Below are 18,311 nucleotides of genomic sequence, written 5' to 3' on the forward strand. Positions count from 1 at the left end.
CCGGCACCGCGCCTCGCGGCGTTGTCGTCGGTCGACGACGCTCCGCTTCGCCTCCCTCCTCCGCCTCGCGATCCACGACACCGGCCCAGGCTCCCTGATCCGGCCTGATCCACACGAAAGGCCCTACCCGTGAACGACGAGCGGATCGTCCAGGTGGGCGGCGTCGACCTGTGCCTACAGACCTTCGGCGACGCCGCGGATCCGGCGCTCCTGCTCGTCGCGGGCGCCGGGTCCGCCATGGACTGGTGGGAGGACGCGTTCTGCGCCCGGCTCGCGGCGGGGCGGCGGTTCGTGGTCCGCTACGACTTCCGTGACACCGGGCGCTCGGTGAGCTACCCGCCGGGTGCCCCCGGCTACACCTGGCGCGACCTGGTCGCCGACGCCGTGGGTCTCCTGGACGAGCTGGGAGTTCGGCGGGCCCACCTCGTGGGCGTCTCGATGGGCGGCGGCCTGGCCCAGGTCGTCGCCGTCGAGCACGCGGAACGGGTCGCCTCGCTCACCCTGATCTCCACCAGTCCGGCCGGGCCCGGCGGCGAGGGTCTGCCGCCGGTCTCCGACGAACTGGCGGCCGCCCTTTCCCGGCTGGCACCCCCGGCGGACTGGTCGGACCGGGCGGCGGTCGCCGACTTCCTGGTCGAGAGCCAGCGGGCGCTGGCAGGACCCGCGTCCTTCGACGAGCCGCGGGTGCGCGCGCTCCTCGACCGGGTGCTCGACCGGACGGCCGACATCGCGGCGAGCACGCTCAACCACCGGCTGATCGACGGCGGCGACCCGGTACGGGACCGGCTGCCGGGGATCACCGCGCCCACCCTGGTGCTGCACGGCACCGTCGACCCGCTGTTCGGCTACGGGCACGCCGAGGCCCTGGCCCGCGAGATCCCCGGGGCCCGGCTGCTCCCGCTGCCCGGTGTCGGCCACGAGATGCCGCCGGAGCGCACCTGGGACGTGGTAGTGCCCGCGCTGCTGGACCACACCGCGGACTGATCAGCGTCTGCCGAGCGTGCTCTCCCGCTCCACCAGCCGGAACTCGGCGCGCAGCTCCCGCCCGCCGCCGGGCCCCGTCCCCTCGTCCGTGCCGAGCAGCCCCTCCACGACCGAGCGCACGGCGAGCCGCGCGATCGTCTGCTTGTCCGGGGAGATTGTGGTCAGCGTGACCAGACCGTAGCGGCCCTCGGTGATGTCGTCGAAGCCCACCACGGCGACGTCCTCGGGGATCCGCAGCCCGCGCTCGGAGAGCACCCGCATCGCGCCGATGGCGATCAGGTCGTTGTACGCGAAGACGGCGTCGGGCAGTTCGCCCGAGTCCAGCAGCCGGGCCATCGCCGCCGCGCCGTCCGCGTGGTCCCAGCCGCCCGTCGCGGCCACCAGCGCGTCGGGGGCGGGCAGCCCGGCCGCCGTCAGCTCGGCGCGCCAGCCGTCCACCCGCAGGTGGGAGGGCTCGTTGACCCGGTCGGTACGGGCGCCGAGGAAGGCGATCCTGGACCGGCCGAGATCCAGCAGATGGCGCACGGCCGCGCGGGCCGCCGCGACGTTGTCGATCGCGATGTGGTCGTAGGGCAGGCCGTACTCCCGCTCGCCGAGCAGCACCAGCGGCGCGTCGTGGTCGCGGCCGAGCAGGTCCTCGGGCTCCAGCTCGATGGGGCTGAGGATCAGCCCGTCGATGACCCGGGCCCGGAACCCCTGGCTGACCAGGATCTCCTGTTCGCGTCTGCCGCTCGTGTGGTCGAGCAGCACGGTGTAGTCGTGCTCGGCCGCCGCGTCGATGACCGCGCCCGCCAGCTCGGCGAAGTACGGGTTGCCCAGCTCGGGGACGGCCAGCGCGATGATGCCGGTGCGGCCCTTGCGCAGATGGCGGGCCGTCAGGTTCGGCCGGTAGCCCAACTCGTCGATGGCGTGCTGGACCTTGGTCCGCATCGCCGGCGTGACGTGCCGGTAGTTGTTGACCACGTTCGAGACGGTCTTGATGGAGACGCCCGCGTGTTCCGCGACGTCCTTGAGGCTGACGCTCACCGCTATTCCCCTCCGAGGCCGGCCCCCGCGGCCCGCCCCCTGCCCAATGTGTACAACGTTATCCACGGGGCGTCGCCGGTCGCGCGGCGGACCCACGCGGGCGGTCGGGGCGCTCGGATAGAATGACGGGATTTTGTCGGCCTTCCCCGCGTCGGTATGCTCCTCACCTGCGGGGATAGTCGCAAAATCCCACAAAGGGGCCCATCGGGGACTCCGGCGCACGAGCGATCGAGAAACGGCAGCGGCGATGACGGTCACACAGGACAGCCCGGCGTACGACGGCGGGAGCCCGGCGTCCGACGAGAGCCAGGCGTACGGTCCCGGCATCGACCCCGAACGGCTCGCCGTCTGCCTCGGTGTGCTCGAAGAGCTGGACAAGCTGGAGGTCGACCACCCCGACGCCGTCGCCGTCCGGCGCGCCACCGCCGGTGTCTACCGGACGGTGAAGCAGCGCCGCCGCCAAGAGCGCAGGGCCGCCAAGACCGCCCACGACAAGGCCGTCACCGAGTCGACCGCCACCGGCTCGGCCGAGCGCATCGACGACGAGACGCAGGGGCTGCTGCCGTCCTCGCGCGCCGCGGGCGAGATCGCGGGACTCCTCCAGCGGGCCCGCTCCTGCTACATCTGCAAGACGCGCTACGTCGAGGTCGACGCGTTCTACCACCAGCTCTGCCAGTCCTGCGCCGCCGAGAACCGGGCCCGCCGCGACGCCCGCACCGACCTCACGGGCAAGCGCGCGCTGCTCACCGGCGGCCGGGCCAAGATCGGGATGTACATCGCGCTGCGGCTGCTGCGCGACGGCGCGCACACCACCATCACGACCCGCTTCCCGGCCGACGCGATCCGCCGCTTCAAGGCGATGGACGACAGCGCCGACTGGATCCACCGGCTGAAGATCGTCGGGATCGACCTCAGGGACCCCGCACAGGTCGTCGCCCTGTCCGACTCCGTCGCCGCCGAGGGCCCGCTGGACATCCTGATCAACAACGCGGCCCAGACCGTCCGCCGCTCGCCCGGCGCGTACAGCGAACTCCTCGCGGCCGAGTCGGCGCCGCTGCCCGCGGGTGAACTCCCCGCCGCCGAGGTCATCGGGGCCTTCGGCAGCGGCGCCCAGGCCGTGCTGCCGGCGGCGGGCGCCGAAGCGCTCGGCGCCGCCGACGTCACGGGGCTCGCCCTGGTCGGCGGCTCCGCCACCCTCGCCAGGATCGAGGCGGGCACCGCCATCGACGCCGGCGGGCTCGTACCCGACCTGCACCACACCAACAGCTGGGTCCAGACGGTCTCCGACGTCGACGCCGTCGAACTGCTCGAAGTGCAGCTCTGCAACTCCACGGCGCCCTTCATCCTGATCAGCCGGCTGCGCCCGGCCATGGCGGCGGCCGCCGCCGGGCGTGCCTACGTGGTCAACGTGTCCGCGATGGAGGGTGTGTTCAGCCGCGGCTACAAGGGCGCGGGGCACCCGCACACCAACATGGCCAAGGCCGCGCTGAACATGCTCACCCGCACCAGCGCGCAGGAGATGTTCGAGACGGACAACATCCTGATGACCGCCGTCGACACCGGCTGGATCACCGACGAGCGCCCGCACCCGGACAAGATGCGCCTCGCCGACGAGGGCTTCCACGCCCCGCTCGACCTGATCGACGGCGCGGCGCGGGTGTACGACCCGATCGTGCGCGGCGAGAGCGGCGAGGACCTCTACGGCCTCTTCCTCAAGGACTACGCACCCGCCAAATGGTGACCGACCCGTCAAAAGGTGACCGCCGAGTGGCCTGAATCATCACTCGAATGCGATCCCTATAGAGCGGGCGGGCGCTCATCTGGTTAATCTGGGGCGAAGAGACGGCCAACAGGGGATCCACCATCCCCGCGGACGCTCGCGGGACAGGCCCACTACCAAGGCCACGGTCCCGTCCGAGTAACGGCGCCACCGCGACGGAACTGTCCTGTCCCGATAAGTTGCGCGACGCAGAGGAGTGCGCGGTGACACCAGATCTGACGAAGCACGAGCAGCGACCGCCGGAATCCGCCGAACGGGCCCGCAGGCCCGAGAAGATCGGCAATCTTGAGGTGTGGGCCAGGTCGGCCCCGATCAGGCTGGCCGGTTACGAGGACGACCTCGCCGAGCCGCACATCCTCCCCGGCATCGACTGATTCACCGGGCCGGCCCCGTCCGGCCGATGTGACGGCGCCCCGTACCGGCGAAAGCGGTACGGGGCGTTCCGCCGTCAGGACACCTGAATTTCCGGCGAACTTCACCGAACGTCCGCCGCGATCCCGATCCCCGGAACTAGCATCCAAATCCGTGTACATTCCCCGCATCTCTTCCAGCCGGCCCGCTGAGCCGTCGCGGCGCGGGCGGGGCCTGGTCCTCCTCGTCGCCCTCGCGGTGGTCGCCGTTGTGGCGGGCGCCGTGGCCCTCACGCTCGGCGGAGGCGATTCGCGGCCGGCGGCGTCCACGGTGAACCTGGCCGACGGTCTGCCGCACACCGCCGTCGAGGCATCCTCGTCGGCCGACCGCTGCGGAGAGGGCTGGCGCAAGCCCGTCACCGGCCTCCAGGTCTTCGACGTGCACAACGGCGCGACCGAAGCGGCCGAGGTCTATCTGACGGACGGTTCGGGCGCGCTGCTCGGCGAGGTCGACGGGCTCGCCCCCGGCACCACCCGGCCCATCGAGGTGTCGCTCGGCCGGGGCAGTTACGCCTTCCGCTGCCTGGTGGAGGACACCGACGCCGTCACCGGGCGCACCGTACGGATCAGCCAGGGCGCCGCCAAGGGCGGTCCCGCCGTGCAGCCCGTCAACCAGCACGATGTCATCCCGCCGACGCTGGCCTACCAGAAGTGGGTCTCCGGCGGCTTCGGTGCCGTGGTGCGCGAGATCGACACCCTGCGGGCGGCCGTCGACGACGGCGACCTGGCCGCCGCCCGTACCGCCTGGCTCCCCGCCCATCTGGCCTTCACCCGGCTCGGCGGCGCCTACGGAGCCTTCGGGGACCTGGGCGCCGCCGTGGACGGCACGGACGCGGGACTGCCGGGCGGCGTCCACGACAAGGACTTCACCGGCTTCCACCGGGTGGAGTACGGGCTGTGGCACGGCGAGCCGGCGAAGAGCCTGCGCGGCCCCGCCGATCAGCTCGCCAAGGACATCAGGGCGCTGCGCACCGAGTGGGCCGACACCCGGATGGACCCGCTCGACACCGGTCTGCGCGCCCACGAGATCACCGAGGACAGCATCCAGGCCGACCTCACCGGACGGTCCGACTTCGGCAGCGGCACCTCACTGGCCACGGCGCGCGCGGGCCTCGACGGCACGGTCGAGCTGCTGAAGGTGCTGCGCCCGCTGCTGGCCTCCCGTGACCCCCAGCTCCCGCTGCTCGACCGCAAGTTGGCCGTCGCACGGCAGGATCTGGACGCCCTGGAGAAGCACGGCGGCTGGCGCGCGCCGGACAGTCTCACCCGCGCCGAACGCGAGCGGATCAACGCCGACTTCGGCGACCTGGCCGAGCAACTGGCCCCGGTGGCCGTCATCTTCGACATTCGGAGGACCTCATGACCGGCGACGGCATCCCCGCCCAGGGACACGGCGCCGGCGTGGGGCGGCGGTCCTTCCTGCGCCGCGCCGCGGTGGCGGGCGCCGCAGGCGCGGCCGTGGGAGCGGGCGGCATGGGAGCCGTCGCCCGCGCGACCGACGACGGTCAGGGCTCGCCGGGCCCGGACGCCGCCCCCGCCGACCGGGTGGTGCCCTTCCACGGCATCCACCAGGCGGGCATCCTGACCCCGCTCCAGCGGCACGCCGTCTTCACGTCCTTCGACGTCACCGCCCGCAGCCGCGCCGACCTCGCTGAGCTGCTGCGCACGGTCAGCGAACGGCTGCACTTCCTGACGGCCGGCGGGGTCCCCGAGCCCGTGGGCATCTCGGCCCCGCTGCCCGACTCGGGCGTCCTCGGCCCTGTCGTGCCCGCCGACGGACTGACCGGCACCCTCGCGGTCGGCGCCTCGCTCTTCGACGGCAGGTACGGGCTCGGCCCCCGCAAGCCGCGCAGGCTGCGCGCGATGGACGTCTTCCCCGACGACGACCTCGAAGACGCCTGGTGCCACGGCGACCTGATGCTGCAACTGTGCGCCGACAGCCCCGACACGGTGACGCACGCGCTGCGCGACATCGCCCGGCACACCCGGGGCGGTATGCAGATCCGCTGGCGGATGGCGGGCTTCGTCTCACCGCCGCGCCCCTCGGGCACCCCGCGCAACCTGCTGGGGTTCAAGGACGGCACCGCCAACCCCGACCCGCACGACCCCCGGCTGATGGACCAGCTCATCTGGGTCGGCGCGGGCGCCGGCGAACCGGACTGGGCGGTCGGCGGCAGCTACCAGGTGGTCCGGCTGATCCGGATGCTGGTCGAGTTCTGGGACCGGGTCTCCCTCCACGAGCAGGAGCGGATGATGGGCCGGGCCCGGGACACCGGCGCCCCGCTGGACGGCCGGCACGAGAAGGACACCCCGCAGTACGCCAAGGACCCGCAGGGCAACAGCATCCCGCTGGACTCGCACATCCGGCTGGCCAACCCCCGTACCCCCGGCACGGCCGGCACCCGGCTGCTGCGCCGCGGCTACAACTACGACCGGGGAGTACGGGACAACGGCGACCTCGACACCGGCCTGGTCTTCTGCTGCTTCCAGCAGGACCTCGACCGGCAGTTCGCCGCCGTCCAGAAGAAGCTCGCGGGGGAGCCCCTGGTGGATTACATCAAGCCGTACGGCGGCGGGTACTTCTACGCGCTGCCAGGTGTGCGCGGTGAGTCCGACTGGCTGGGCCGCACCCTGCTGGCCTGACCGGCCGGTCGGCTCAGGCCGCCGCGAGCCGGCGCAGGGTCCGCCCGAGGTGCCCCGCGTACCACCGCTGCAGCACCGGCACCACGGGTCCGCCCGCCCGGGTGTACCAGCGGCTCGCCCGGCTGAAGGCCATGACGGTGAACCACACCGAGCCGTCGTCGCGCAGGTCGACGACGAACGACTCCTCGCCGCGCTCCGGATGCCCGGCGAGCGTGCCGTAGCCGAAGCCCGTGCGGTCCTTCTCGTAGAGGGCCCAGACGACCTCGCAGGGGGCACGCAGCCGCAGCGGCCCCACCCCGACGGAGACTTCGACCGCCGTGCCCTGCTCGGCCCAGGCGCGGTCGGCCCGAATCCGGGCGCCGGAGCCCCGGTGCATCCGCCAGGTCGTCACGGCGGCTCCCGCCGCCTCGAAGACCGCGCGGCCCCGGCCGATCCTGACGGTGCGGTGCAGATGGTGGTAGCCGTCGGGGAGCGGCCCGAGCCGGGTGGCGCCGACCTCGGGGTAGCTGAAGGGGCTCGGGCCGCCGGTCACGGGGGTGTTCATACGGTGTTCTCCTTGAGTCGTCGCAGGGCCAGGATCGAACAGAGCGCGAAACCGAGTGCGTTGCCGACGCCGTGGGTCGCCGCCATCCAGCTCAGGTCCGGGTGGGCGATGCCGGTGGCCTCGCCCAGGGCCCAGCTCAGTGCGAGCAGCATGGTCGCCACCAGGACGCAGGCGGAGACCGCGAGCAGCGTGCCCGTGAGCCGGTCGGGCGCGCGGGACCGCAGCTCCCGCCAGGTCAGCAGCGCCACGGTCCACATCCCCGCCGTCAGGACGACGGCGCCGGCCAGTTCCGTCCAGTCGCCGGTGAAGAAGCCGACGAGCACCAGCAGGGTGCCGGACGGCACGCTGAGCGCGGCGAACCGGCCCGCCCGTCCGGGAGCGACCCGGCCGGCCAGGCTCGCGACCAGTGCGGCGGCGAATCCGGCGAAGTGGAAGTGCGCGACCGTCAGGGCGAGCACCGAAGGCCCGAAGCCGAACAGCGGACGCCCCCAGCACACGGCGACCAGGGCGGTCCCGGCGACGGCCGGGGTCACCAGCGCGGTCAGTACGGCGATCTCGGCCGGTGCCAGGGAGCGGGTCCTGGCGAGCCGTAGGGGCGCCTGGAGCGCCAGGGCGACGGTGGCGAGCCCGTAGCAGCTGGCGAGCAGTCCGGCCGCGGGACCGCGCGGCAGCCACAGCGCCACGGCGCCCAGCGCGGCGGGCACCGGCCACAGGCGGCGTAGCGCCGGGAGACCGGATGGCCGGCCGCCGCCGGGCCTGCCGGGCGGTTCGACGAGCCGTAGCCCCAGCGGCACTATCACCAGCATGCCGACCATCACCACCAGGCTGACCAGCACGGACATCCCCCACCACCCCTGGTCTTGAACGTGTTCAATTCCTCGGACGAGCTTATGCCTCAACTTGAACACGTTCAAGACCGCCCGGCGGCCGATCCGGCCCGGCTTGCGGGCGCGCTGACGATCCGGCAGATATGAGAAGACATATCCGGAGGAAGAAACGGGAGAATCTGGTGCGTTCACCCATCCGTCGTCGGTATGCCACGCTCGTGGCACTGTCCGTGGGCATCGTGATCACCGCAGGCTGCGGCGGTGACGTCAGCGGCCAGGACGCGTCGGACGCCAAGGAACTCTTCCTGCAGCCGGTCGCCCCGCGCGGACCCGACCCGTTCACCGGATCCACCGCCGTGCGGCTGCCCAAGGGCGCCGCGCCGACCGCCAGGCCCTCGACGGGCGCCCGCACCGACCCCGACGCGGCCTCCCGCGCCGCCCGCTCGCTCCCCGGCTCCACGCCGGGGCTCTACGGCGGCACCGAAGCCAAATCCAGCTGCGACGTGGAGCGCCAGGTCCGCTTCCTCACCGAGGACCACCGCAAGGCCCGCGCCTTCGCCCAGGGCGCCGCCATCGGCGACGCCTCGGTCCCCTCGTTCCTGCGCGGACTCACCCCGGTGACCCTGCGCGCCGACACCCGGGTGACCAGCCACGGCTACCACAGCGGCTCCGCCACCTCCTTCCAGTCCGTGCTCCAGGCGGGCACCGCCGTCCTGGTGGACGACCACGGGCTGCCCAGGGTGCGCTGCGCCTGCGGAAACCCGCTGCGGCCCGCCGTCGCCATGCAGGGCGGCGTGACACACCGGGGCAAGCCCTGGTCCGGCTACCGGCCCGAGCGGGTCGTCGTCATCACCCGCGCCCCGCGGACCCTCACCAGCCTCGTCGTCGTCAACGCGCTGAACGACACCTGGCTCCAGCGGCCGGTCGGCAGCGACGGCGACCAGGACGGCCCGCCCGTCGAACGGCCGCCGTACGCGCCCGGCGCCGACATCACCGACCCGGGCGCCGTGAAGCCGCCCGAGCCCGAGCCGTCGGGCGAAGCGCCCGCCACCCCCTCGCCCGCCGAGCCCCCGGTGCCGTCCCCGGTGGAGCCGTCCACGGAAGCCCCCTCCGACCCGTCCGGCGACGTCGTCACGCCCGACATCCCGCCCGGCCCCTCCGACCAGGACACCCCGCCGGGCCCCGACGGCGATCTGCCGCCGATGCCGGACGCGCCGCAGCCGGACGGGGACTCGGCCACCTCCGTCACGTTCCAGGGCTGACCGACCGCCGCCGCGACCACTCGAAGATTCCGACAAATGATGACAGAGTGTCCCCATGGTTGATCGGGCAGCAGGTCCCCTGTCGCTCCCCGACGACTGGCCCGCCCACCCGGACCTGAGCCTGTCGCTCAACCGCATGGGCACCTTCGACTGGGATCTCGACAGAGAACTGATGCATCTGGACGGGCCGGCCCTCGAGGTCTTCGACCTGCGTCCCGACGAATTCGACGGCACGCCCGGCGGACTCGCCGTGCGGGTGTCGGCCGAGGAGGCCGGCCGGCTCGCCGGTGTCGTGAAGCAGGCGCTGAAGGACGGCAGCGAGGCGTACGGCTCCTACATGCGGATCAGGCACCGGGACGGTTCGCTGCACTGGGCCCACACCCAGGGCTGCATCAGGCGCGACGCCGACAACCGGCCGCACCGCGTCATCGGCATCGTCAGGGACGCCGCCCAGGAGCTGGCCGACTCCACGGCGCGGCTCGAACTCGACGCGGTCCGGCGGGTGCAGACCAGCGTCGTCGAGAGCACCACCGCCGCGCTGGCCCACGCGCGGACCGTGCGGGACGTCATCGACGTACTGACCGAGTCGCACGGCCTGGAACACCTCGGCGCCACCAGCCTGGTCATGGGGCTGCTGGAGTCGGGCCGCATCCATCTCGTCGCCGAGGGCCCGGAGGGCTCGTTCGTGCCCGGCACCCGGATCACCCGGATCGACGACCAGTACCCGATGAGCGAGGCCGTGCGCACGCTCAGCCCGCGCTTCATCGAGTCGGCCGAGGAATTCGCCGCCTACTACCCGGTGCTGTGGCCGCACATCAGCGATCTGGGTATCACGGCCGCCGCCTACCTCCCGCTGATCGCCCAGGGCCGCCCCATCGGGGCGCTCGGGCTGCTCTACGGCGACAAGAACGGCTTCAACGCCGAGGACCGCAACCTGCTCGTGGCCCTCGGCAGCAGCATCGCCCAGAGCCTCCAACGCGCCATGCTCTTCGAGCAGGAGCACGACCTCGCCGAGGGGCTCCAGCAGGCCATGCTGCCGCGCCGGATCCCCGCGGTGCCCGGCGCCCAGATCGCGGTCCGCTACCGCTCGGCCCGGCTCGGCAGGGACATCGGCGGTGACTGGTACGACGTGATCCCGCTGCCCGGCGGCCGGATCGGCGCCGTCATCGGCGACGTCCAGGGCCACGACACCCACGCCGCCGCCGTCATGGGCCAGCTGCGTATCGTGCTGCGCGCGTACGCGGCGGAGGGGCACCCGCCCGCCACCGTGATGGCGCGCGCCTCGGTCTTCCTGCACGAACTCGACACCGACCGCTTCGCCACCTGCACCTACGCGGAGGCCGACCTGACGACCGGCGTGGTCCAGCTCGTCAGGGCGGGACACGTCGACCCGCTGCTGCGCGACACCGACGGCAGCTGCCGCCGCCTCCCGGTGCCCGGCGGGATGCCGCTGGGCCTCTCGGCCCTCTTCGGCCAACTTGACTACCCGGTCAAGACCCTCGAACTCGACCCGGGCCAGACCATGCTGCTGTACACCGACGGACTCGTGGAGCAGCCGGGCGCCGACCTCGACGACGGCATGCAGCTGCTCGCCGCGCTCGTCCGCGACGGGCCGCACGACCTCCAGGTACTGGCCGACCAGCTCTGCGACCTGGTGGAGGAGCGCGGCGGCGAGGACGACGTCGCCGTACTGCTGCTGCGCCGCAGGGGCGCCTACACGCCGGAGACCGGAGGCAGGCTCCAGCAGCACGTCGCCCAGAACGACCCGGAGGCGCTCAGGTCGGCCCGGCAGATGATCAGGGCGGCGGTGGGCGCCTGGGCGGCCAGGGAACGCTCGGACGAGATCGAACTGACCGCGGACGAGCTGATCACCAACGCGCTGATGCACACCGACGGCGGCGCCGTCGTCACCGTACGCGTGCTCACCAACTCCGAGCGGCGGCTGCGGGTCGAGGTCGAGGACCGGTCGAGCGTGCTGCCGCGCCGGCGCGAGGCCACCGACTCGGGAGTCTCGGGCCGCGGGCTCATGCTCGTGGACGGGCTGGCCGACGCATGGGGTGTGGAGTCCCGCGGCAGCGGCAAATGCGTGTGGTGCGAATTCGCCGTTCCGCACCGACCTTCCAGGACATGGGGAACTTCTTGACCGCCGACCTGACCACCGAACCGATCACGACCGCGGCACCGACGGCGGGGCCTGACCCGGCGCGCGGCGCCGACCCGGCCGGCGATCCGATCGCCGAGCGGCTGACCCCGCTCGACCTGGCCTTCTGGCACCTCGAATCCGCCGAGCACCCCATGCACCTCGGCGCACTCGCGCTGTTCGAGCCGGGACCGGGCGCGGCCACCGTGCGCGACCTGCTCGCCGCGCGCGCCGCGGCCGTCCCCCGGCTGCGGATGCGGGTACGCGACGTGCTGCTCCCGGTGGGCGCCGCCGCCTGGGCCGTGGACCGGGACTTCGACGTCACCCGGCACGTACGGCCGCTGACCCTGCCGGAGGGCGACTTCGCCACCGAGGTGACCCGGCTCGCCGGCGAGCTGATGGAACGGCCGCTGGAGCGCGGGGTGCCGCCCTGGGAGATGTACGTGCTGACGCCGCCGGGCGACCGCGAGACCGAGCGGCCCTTCGCCGTGCTGGTCAAGCTGCACCACGCGCTCGCCGACGGGATGCGGGCCGTCGCCATCGGCGCCGGGATCTTCGACCAGATCGCCGACGTGCGGACGGCCGGAGTACGGCGCGCGCGGCCCGTGCCGCCCCGGTCCTGGCTGCCGGGGCCCGGCCGGGTCGCTGCGCTGGCCAGGGAGCGCTTCACCGACCTGGGCAGGGCTGTCGGGATCGGCGCCTCCGTCGTACGGGCGGGCAGGTTCGACCCGTACGGCGTCTCCGCGCTCACCGCCGGGTCCAGCGGCACCCGGCAGCTCGGCACCGCCGTGCTGGACCTGGACGATGTGCGGCGCGTGCGCAGAGCGGCGGGAGGCAGCGCCAACGACGTCCTGCTGGCGACCGTGGCGGGGGCGCTGCGGCGCTGGATGCTCGGCCGGGGCGAACTGCTGCCCACGGCGCCGCCGCGCGCCCTGGTGCCGGTCTCCCGGCGCCGCCCCGGCAGCCCGGCGGGCTCGGCCAACAGCCTCTCCGCCTATCTGCTGGGACTGCCCGTCACCGAGGCCGACCCGCTGGCCCGGCTGCGCGCCGTGCGCAGGGAGATGGAGCGCAACAAGGCCGAGGGCCCCTCGCGCGGCGCGGGCGCCGTCGCCGTACTCGCCGGGCAGCTGCCGCCGCTGGCCCACCGGCTCGGCGCGCCACTGGCCGGCAGCGCCGCCAGATTCCTCTTCGACATCCTCGTCACGAGCGTGCCGCTGCCGCGCTCCGCGCTCTCGCTCGGCGGGTGCCCGCTGAGCGAGATCTACCCCCTCGCGCCGCTCGCGCGCGGCCAGTCCCTGGCCGTCGGCCTGTCCTCGTACGGCGGCCGGGTGCACGTGGGTCTGGTCGCCGACGGCAAAGCCGTCCCCGACCTGGGCGCGCTGGCCGGATCGCTGCACGCCGAACTGGCCGAGCTGGTCCAGGTCACCCGGTAGAGTCGGGCCGGCAGAGCCGATAGATCGGACTGCTCAACCGCAAGAGCCCCATAAACAGCTGCCTCACAGGTGTTGACGCCGTCCAGTCATCCGATGAATATTCGTCCTGATTGACGGCGCGGTGATCGACGACAGAGCGGTCGGCGACGGAACCCTCAGGAGGCGGCAGCGGTATGCGGCACACCACGCTCGGAAGCGGTCCGGTCCAGGTGACCGAACTGTCCTTCGGAGCCGCCGGGATCGGCAATCTGTACACCCCGGTGGCGCCCGAGCACGCCCGGGCCGCGATCGACGCGGCCTGGGACGCGGGCATCCGCTACTTCGACACCGCGCCGCACTACGGCACCGGGCTCTCGGAGCGCCGTACGGGCGAGGCGCTGCGCGCCAGGCCCAGGGACGAGTACACCGTCTCCACCAAGGCGGGCAGGCTGCTGGAGCCCGTCCCCGCCGGGACAACGGCGCCTGCCGCCGACGACCTCGCCAACGGCTTCGCCGTCCCCGCCACGCACCGCCGCGTCTGGGACTTCAGCGCCGACGGGATACGCCGGAGCATCGAGGACAGCCTGGAGCGGCTCGGCCTCGACCGCATCGACATCGTCTACCTGCACGACCCGGACGACCACGAGGAAGCGGCCTTCGAAGAGGCGTACCCGGCGCTGGAGAAGCTGCGCGCCGAAGGGGTCGTCGGGGCGATAGGCGCCGGCATGAACCAGACCGCGATGCTCACCCGCTTCCTGCGGGAGACGGACGTCGACGTGGTCCTGTGCGCGGGACGCTTCACCCTGCTCGACAACAGCGCGCTCACCGCGCTGCTCCCCGAGGCCGCGGCGCGCGGCAAGAGCGTCGTCGCCGGCGGGGTCTTCAACTCGGGCCTGCTCGCCGACCCGCGCCCCGGCGCGACGTACGACTACGCCACCGCCCCCCAGGAACTGGTCGAGCGGGCCCAGCGGATCGACACCGTGACCCGCCGCCACGGAGTGCCGCTGCGCGCCGCTGCCCTGCACTACCCGCTGCGCCACCCGGCCGTCGCGAGCGTGCTCGTCGGCGCCCGGTCGGCCGACGAGGCGCGGGACGCCGCCGAGCAGTTCGGCCGTACCGTCCCCGACGACCTGTGGGCCGAACTGCGCGCCGAAGGGCTGCTCACCGAGGACGGAGCCGCGTGATGAACCCGCCGGACATCGTGGACGCGCACCACCACATCTGGGATCTGTCCGTACGCGACCAGGAATGGCTCGACGGGCCCGAGATGGCCCCCATCCGGCGGGACTTCTCCCTCGGCGACCTCGAACCCGAGGCGCGCGCGGCGGGGGTGAGCGCGACCGTACTCGTCCAGACCGTCACCGTCGCAGCCGAGACCCCCGAGTTCCTGGCGGTGGCCGCCACCAGCGACCTGGTGGCCGGCGTCGTCGGCTGGACCGACCTGACCGCCCCGGACATCGCCGACACGCTCGCCGCGCTGCGCGCCCGGCCCGGCGGCGCGAAGCTGACCGGGATCCGGCACCAGATCCAGGGCGAGCCCGACCCCGAGTGGGTGCTGCGCCCCGAGGTCAAGCGCGGCCTCGCGGCCGTCGCCGCGGCGGGGCTCGTCTACGACCTGGTCGTCCTGCCGCACCAGATGCCCGCCGCCGCCCGCGTCGCCGACCTGCTGCCCGGGCTCACGTTCGTACTCGACCACGCGGGCAAGCCGCCGATCGCGGCGGGATCCATCGAACCCTGGGCGCACCACGTCAGAACCCTCGCCGCCCGGCCCAACACCGTGTGCAAGCTCTCCGGACTCGTCACCGAGGCGGACTGGGGCACCTGGACGGCGAACGGGCTGCGGCCGTACGCCGACACCGTGATCGAGGCGTTCGGCCCCGACCGGCTGATGTTCGGCTCCGACTGGCCGGTCTGCCGGCTCGCCGCCTCGTACACCGAGGTGCTGGAGGCGGCGGGCACCGTGACGGACGCGCTCAGCGACGACGAGCGCGCCGCCGTCTTCGGCGGTACTGCGCGGCGCGTCTACGCGCTCTGACGGTCCCGCCGTAGGGCCGCTACACGGTCTGGACGGGGCCCTCACCGCCCAGCAGGGCGCGCCGCACCACGTCGGGGAAGGGGCCGAGGCCGAGCAGCGCCGTGACACAGCTCGTGGCCAGCGTGTGCCAGACCCCGGCCCTGCGCAGCATCGCGTGATCGCCGTGCGCGAGCAGTACGGCGCCGGCCTCGGCGCCCACCGCGCGGGCGCGCGCCACCAGCGCGACGCTGCCGCGCGGATCGGTCACCCGGTCGCTCTCGCCGTGCAGCAGCACCACCCGGCGGCCGGTCAGCGCATCTACCGGTTCGTCGGGCGGGCACCACGGCGCGAGCCCCACCACGCCGCTGACCAGGTCGTGGCCGGCCGCCGACAGCGCCGCACGCGCGCCCATCGAGTGCCCGAGCAGCACCACGGGCACGCTGCCCGCGAGCAGCGCCAGCTCGTCCAGCGCCCGGCGCGCGTCACGCGCCGCGTCGGCGCGGCTGCCGTTCCAGCCCCGGTAGCGGTAGCGCACCCGGCCCACCAGCACGTCCTGTCCCTCGGTCGCCCGCAGCACGGCCCGGGTGAAGGGCCGCAGCCGGGCCCCCGGCAGATTCAGCCGGGTCGGCGGTTCCTCGCCGTCGGCGCGGCCTCCGTGCAGCAGGAGGACGGCCGCTCGCGGGCGGGCGACCGTTCTGTCGAGGAGCAGCGCGGGCTGCACGGTGGCGTGACGATCGCGTACAAGCACCTGTGGTCTTCCTTTCACCGGCTCGCCGGGCAACCGCTCGGGGCGTGCGGCACGCTTGAAGCATGCCGGAAGTACCCGAAGTCGAAGCGCTGCGAGAATTCCTCGACGGCCATCTGGTGGGCAAGCGGATCGTGCGCGTCCTGCCTCTGACGGTCAATGTCCTCAAGACCTATGATCCGCCGCTCACCGCCCTGGAGGGCGAGAGTGTCACCGCCGTCGGGCGGCGGGGTAAATATCTTGACATCGTCGCGGGCGAAGCGGGGCTGCATCTCGCGATTCATCTGGCCCGCGCCGGATGGCTGCGCTGGAAGGACTCCTTCCCGCCCGCGCCGCCCCGGCCTGGCAAGGGCCCGCTCGCGCTGCGGACCGTGCTGGCCGAGGGGGACGGCTTCGACCTGACGGAGGCGGGGACGACCAAACGCCTCGCCGTGCATCTCGTACGCGACCTGGCGGATGTGCCCGCCATCAGGACGCTCGGTCCCGAGCCGCTCGACGACTCCTTCGACCGTGACGCCTTCGCCCGGCTGCTCGCGGGGGAGCGGCGGCAGCTCAAGGGGGCGCTGCGCGACCAGCGGCTGATCGCCGGGATCGGCAACGCGTACAGCGACGAGATCCTGCACGCGGCGAAGATGTCGCCCTTCAAGCCCGTGCACAACCTCACCGAGGACGAGGTCACCACCCTCTACGAGGCGATGCGCACCACCCTGACCGAGGCGGTCGAACGGTCGCGCGGCGTGGCGGCGGGACGGCTCAAGGCGGAGAAGAAGAGCGGGCTGCGGGTGCACGGCCGCGCGGGCGAGGCCTGCCCGGTCTGCGGCGACACCATCAGGGAAGTGTCCTTCAGCGACTCGTCGTTGCAGTACTGCCCCACCTGTCAGACGGGCGGCAAACCGCTCGCCGACCGGCGGCTGTCCCGGCTGCTCAAGTAGGACGGCGCCTGCTGGGCCAGCCGCGCCCTTCTCACGGCGGTGCGGCGCCGTGTCCCGTGCCGCGTTCCGTGAGCGTCACCAGCCGTCTGCCGTCGGAGGCTTGTACCTCGAAGTGGTCGATCTGGTCCGGCTGCAGCGCGGCGCCGCCCCGGGTGACCAGCGGCTTCGGCTGCCCCGCCGGCGCCGCCCAGGTCGTCACCGTCTCCCGCGACCCGTCCCGGCCCACCGCGACCAGCGCGCAGCTGCCCGGGGCGACGGGACGGCTCAGCTCGAATGCGACATCCGTTCCCCACGCCTTCGCTGCGGCGGTCACCACGGCCGCCGTCCCCGTACCTCCGTCGGACGCCGTCCAGCGCACGCTTTCGCCGGGGCCGCCGCCGGGCGCCGCAGCCAGCGCGCCCAGCGGCCCGCCCACCGCCAGCACGGCGGCGGCCGCCACCAGCAGCAGCCGCCGTGTCTTGCGTCTGCCGCGCACCGCGTCCGCCCGCTCCAGCAGCCGGTACAGCAGCTCCTGCCCGGCGACGGCGACCGGCGCGACGCCTGCGGGCGTCTGCCGCGCGTACGCGTCGAGTTGCGTCCGCACCGCACCGAACCCGTCAAGCCGCAGGGCGCAACTCGGACACTCCATGAGGTGATCCTCGAAGCGGAAGGCGTCGGCGGCATCGAGCACACCGAGTGCGTAGGCGCCGACATCGCGATGGAGATCCAGGGTCCGCATGCCGTCTGGTACGGAACGCGGCCGCAAATCACTCAAGCCGGTGCCCGGCCGCCTACACTCCGGCGTCATGTTGCGCGTACTGGCTGTGGACGACGAAGAACCGGCCCTCGAAGAGCTGCTGTACCTGCTCCGTGCCGATCCTCGGATCACCGCGGCCGAGGGCGCCACCAGCGCGACCGAGGCGCTGCGTCTGATCGGGGCCGCGCTGGAGGCGGGTCCCGGCGAGGACGCGGCAGTCGACGTGGTCTTCCTCGACATCCACATGGCGGGACTCACCGGCCTCGACGTGGCCCGGCTGCTGGCCGGCTTCGCGGAGCCGCCGCTGATCGTCTTCGTCACCGCCCACGAGGGCTTCGCCGTCCAGGCGTTCGACCTGAAGGCCGTCGACTACGTGCTCAAACCGGTCCGCAGGGAACGGCTCGCCGAAGCCGTGCGGCGCGTCGCCGAACTGGTGGGGGAGCGGACCCCGCTGGCCGCCGCCCACAGCGACCAGATCCCCGTCGAACTCGGCGGCGTCATCCGGTTCGTGTCCGTCGAGGACATCGCGTACGCCGAGGCGCAGGGCGACTACGCCCGGCTGCACACCGAGACCGGCAGCCATCTGGTCCGGGTCCCGCTCACCACCCTGGAGGAGCGCTGGCGTAGCCGAGGCTTCGTCCGGATCCACCGCCGCCATCTGGTCGCCCTCGCCAGGATCGACGAACTGCGGCTGGACGCGGGGGCGATGAGCGTACGGGTCGGCGCGGCCGAACTCGCCGTCAGCAGACGGCACGCGCGCGCCCTGCGGGACCTGCTGATGCGCAGGACCGGCCGCTGACCGGCGCGCACGATCTTCCCCGGGCGTCGGCGGCGCCCGTACACTCCGGGCCCGGAC

17 protein-coding genes are annotated in these 18,311 nt (G+C 73.4%); 12 read left to right on the forward strand and 5 right to left on the reverse strand.

Features of this window, described 5'->3' with window-relative positions; all coding sequences use genetic code 11:
• Positions 1-129: 129 nt before the first annotated feature.
• Complete coding sequence (locus OHS57_RS32820; RefSeq protein WP_328584256.1) at positions 130-984, forward strand: alpha/beta fold hydrolase; 855 nt, start codon at positions 130-132, stop codon at positions 982-984.
• Here the strand turns inward: OHS57_RS32820 and OHS57_RS32825 are convergent, their stop codons facing one another.
• Positions 985-2,010, reverse strand: coding sequence for a LacI family DNA-binding transcriptional regulator (locus tag OHS57_RS32825; RefSeq protein ID WP_328584257.1), 1,026 nt, complete (start codon positions 2,008-2,010; stop codon positions 985-987).
• 247 nt (positions 2,011-2,257) lie between these two features.
• Here OHS57_RS32825 and OHS57_RS32830 point away from each other — a divergent pair, with 247 nt between their 5' ends.
• The 4 genes from OHS57_RS32830 (at position 2,258) to efeB (ending at position 6,843) form a co-directional block, all read left to right on the forward strand.
• Entirely contained in the window at positions 2,258-3,751 is a 1,494-nt protein-coding gene (locus tag OHS57_RS32830; RefSeq protein ID WP_328584258.1) for an SDR family NAD(P)-dependent oxidoreductase, read from the forward strand.
• A gap of 242 nt (positions 3,752-3,993) precedes the next feature.
• Positions 3,994-4,164 carry a hypothetical protein gene (locus OHS57_RS32835; RefSeq protein WP_198533350.1) on the forward strand — a complete coding sequence of 57 codons (171 nt, stop codon included), beginning with the start codon at positions 3,994-3,996 and terminating at the stop codon, positions 4,162-4,164.
• Between the two features lie 151 nt (positions 4,165-4,315).
• Entirely contained in the window at positions 4,316-5,563 is a 1,248-nt protein-coding gene (locus tag OHS57_RS32840; protein ID WP_328584259.1) for an EfeM/EfeO family lipoprotein, read from the forward strand.
• Positions 5,560-6,843: an iron uptake transporter deferrochelatase/peroxidase subunit gene (gene efeB, locus OHS57_RS32845; protein WP_328584260.1), complete on the forward strand. Its 1,284-nt coding sequence runs from the start codon at positions 5,560-5,562 to the stop codon at positions 6,841-6,843. The genes OHS57_RS32840 and efeB overlap by 4 nt, the downstream gene beginning before the upstream one ends.
• Before the next feature lie 13 nt (positions 6,844-6,856).
• Here efeB and OHS57_RS32850 read toward each other — a convergent pair whose 3' ends face one another.
• Both OHS57_RS32850 and OHS57_RS32855 read right to left on the reverse strand, forming a co-directional pair.
• Entirely contained in the window at positions 6,857-7,387 is a 531-nt protein-coding gene (locus OHS57_RS32850) for a DUF1990 family protein (RefSeq protein WP_041993614.1), read from the reverse strand.
• A complete protein-coding gene (locus OHS57_RS32855; protein ID WP_328584261.1) occupies positions 7,384-8,229 on the reverse strand; it encodes a YndJ family protein in 846 nt (281 codons plus the stop codon). The genes OHS57_RS32850 and OHS57_RS32855 overlap by 4 nt, the downstream gene beginning before the upstream one ends.
• Before the next feature lie 203 nt (positions 8,230-8,432).
• On the opposite strand from OHS57_RS32855, the gene OHS57_RS32860 reads away from it, so the two are divergent.
• The 5 genes from OHS57_RS32860 to OHS57_RS32880 all read left to right on the forward strand — a co-directional run bounded on the left by OHS57_RS32860 (position 8,433) and on the right by OHS57_RS32880 (position 15,063).
• Complete coding sequence (locus OHS57_RS32860) at positions 8,433-9,476, forward strand: DUF6777 domain-containing protein (protein ID WP_328584262.1); 1,044 nt, start codon at positions 8,433-8,435, stop codon at positions 9,474-9,476.
• 55 nt (positions 9,477-9,531) lie between these two features.
• Positions 9,532-11,619: a SpoIIE family protein phosphatase gene (locus tag OHS57_RS32865; protein ID WP_041993621.1), complete on the forward strand. Its 2,088-nt coding sequence runs from the start codon at positions 9,532-9,534 to the stop codon at positions 11,617-11,619.
• Positions 11,604-13,049: a wax ester/triacylglycerol synthase family O-acyltransferase gene (locus tag OHS57_RS32870; protein ID WP_328584263.1), complete on the forward strand. Its 1,446-nt coding sequence runs from the start codon at positions 11,604-11,606 to the stop codon at positions 13,047-13,049. Before OHS57_RS32865 ends, OHS57_RS32870 begins: the two co-directional genes overlap by 16 nt.
• Positions 13,050-13,222: 173 nt before the next feature.
• Positions 13,223-14,212, forward strand: a complete 990-nt coding sequence (locus OHS57_RS32875; protein WP_041993623.1) for an aldo/keto reductase — start codon at positions 13,223-13,225, stop codon at positions 14,210-14,212.
• Entirely contained in the window at positions 14,212-15,063 is an 852-nt protein-coding gene (locus OHS57_RS32880; protein WP_328584264.1) for an amidohydrolase family protein, read from the forward strand. The genes OHS57_RS32875 and OHS57_RS32880 overlap by 1 nt, the downstream gene beginning before the upstream one ends.
• Before the next feature lie 19 nt (positions 15,064-15,082).
• Here the strand turns inward: OHS57_RS32880 and OHS57_RS32885 are convergent, their stop codons facing one another.
• The gene (locus tag OHS57_RS32885) at positions 15,083-15,790 is read right to left on the reverse strand and encodes an alpha/beta hydrolase (RefSeq protein WP_328584265.1); all 708 of its coding nucleotides are present in this window, start codon (positions 15,788-15,790) and stop codon (positions 15,083-15,085) included.
• Positions 15,791-15,852: 62 nt separating this feature from the next.
• On the opposite strand from OHS57_RS32885, the gene OHS57_RS32890 reads away from it, so the two are divergent.
• Complete coding sequence (locus tag OHS57_RS32890; protein WP_041993628.1) at positions 15,853-16,719, forward strand: Fpg/Nei family DNA glycosylase; 867 nt, start codon at positions 15,853-15,855, stop codon at positions 16,717-16,719.
• A gap of 31 nt (positions 16,720-16,750) precedes the next feature.
• Here the strand turns inward: OHS57_RS32890 and OHS57_RS32895 are convergent, their stop codons facing one another.
• Positions 16,751-17,437, reverse strand: coding sequence for an anti-sigma factor family protein (locus OHS57_RS32895; RefSeq protein WP_328584266.1), 687 nt, complete (start codon positions 17,435-17,437; stop codon positions 16,751-16,753).
• Between the two features lie 67 nt (positions 17,438-17,504).
• On the opposite strand from OHS57_RS32895, the gene OHS57_RS32900 reads away from it, so the two are divergent.
• On the forward strand, positions 17,505-18,254 hold the full coding sequence (locus OHS57_RS32900; protein WP_041997299.1) for a LytR/AlgR family response regulator transcription factor: 750 nt from the start codon (positions 17,505-17,507) through the stop codon (positions 18,252-18,254).
• The last annotated feature ends 57 nt before the right edge of the window (positions 18,255-18,311 follow it).

Origin of the sequence: Streptomyces sp. NBC_00370 (assembly GCF_036084755.1) — a bacterium.
Classification (GTDB): Bacteria; Actinomycetota; Actinomycetes; order Streptomycetales; family Streptomycetaceae; genus Streptomyces.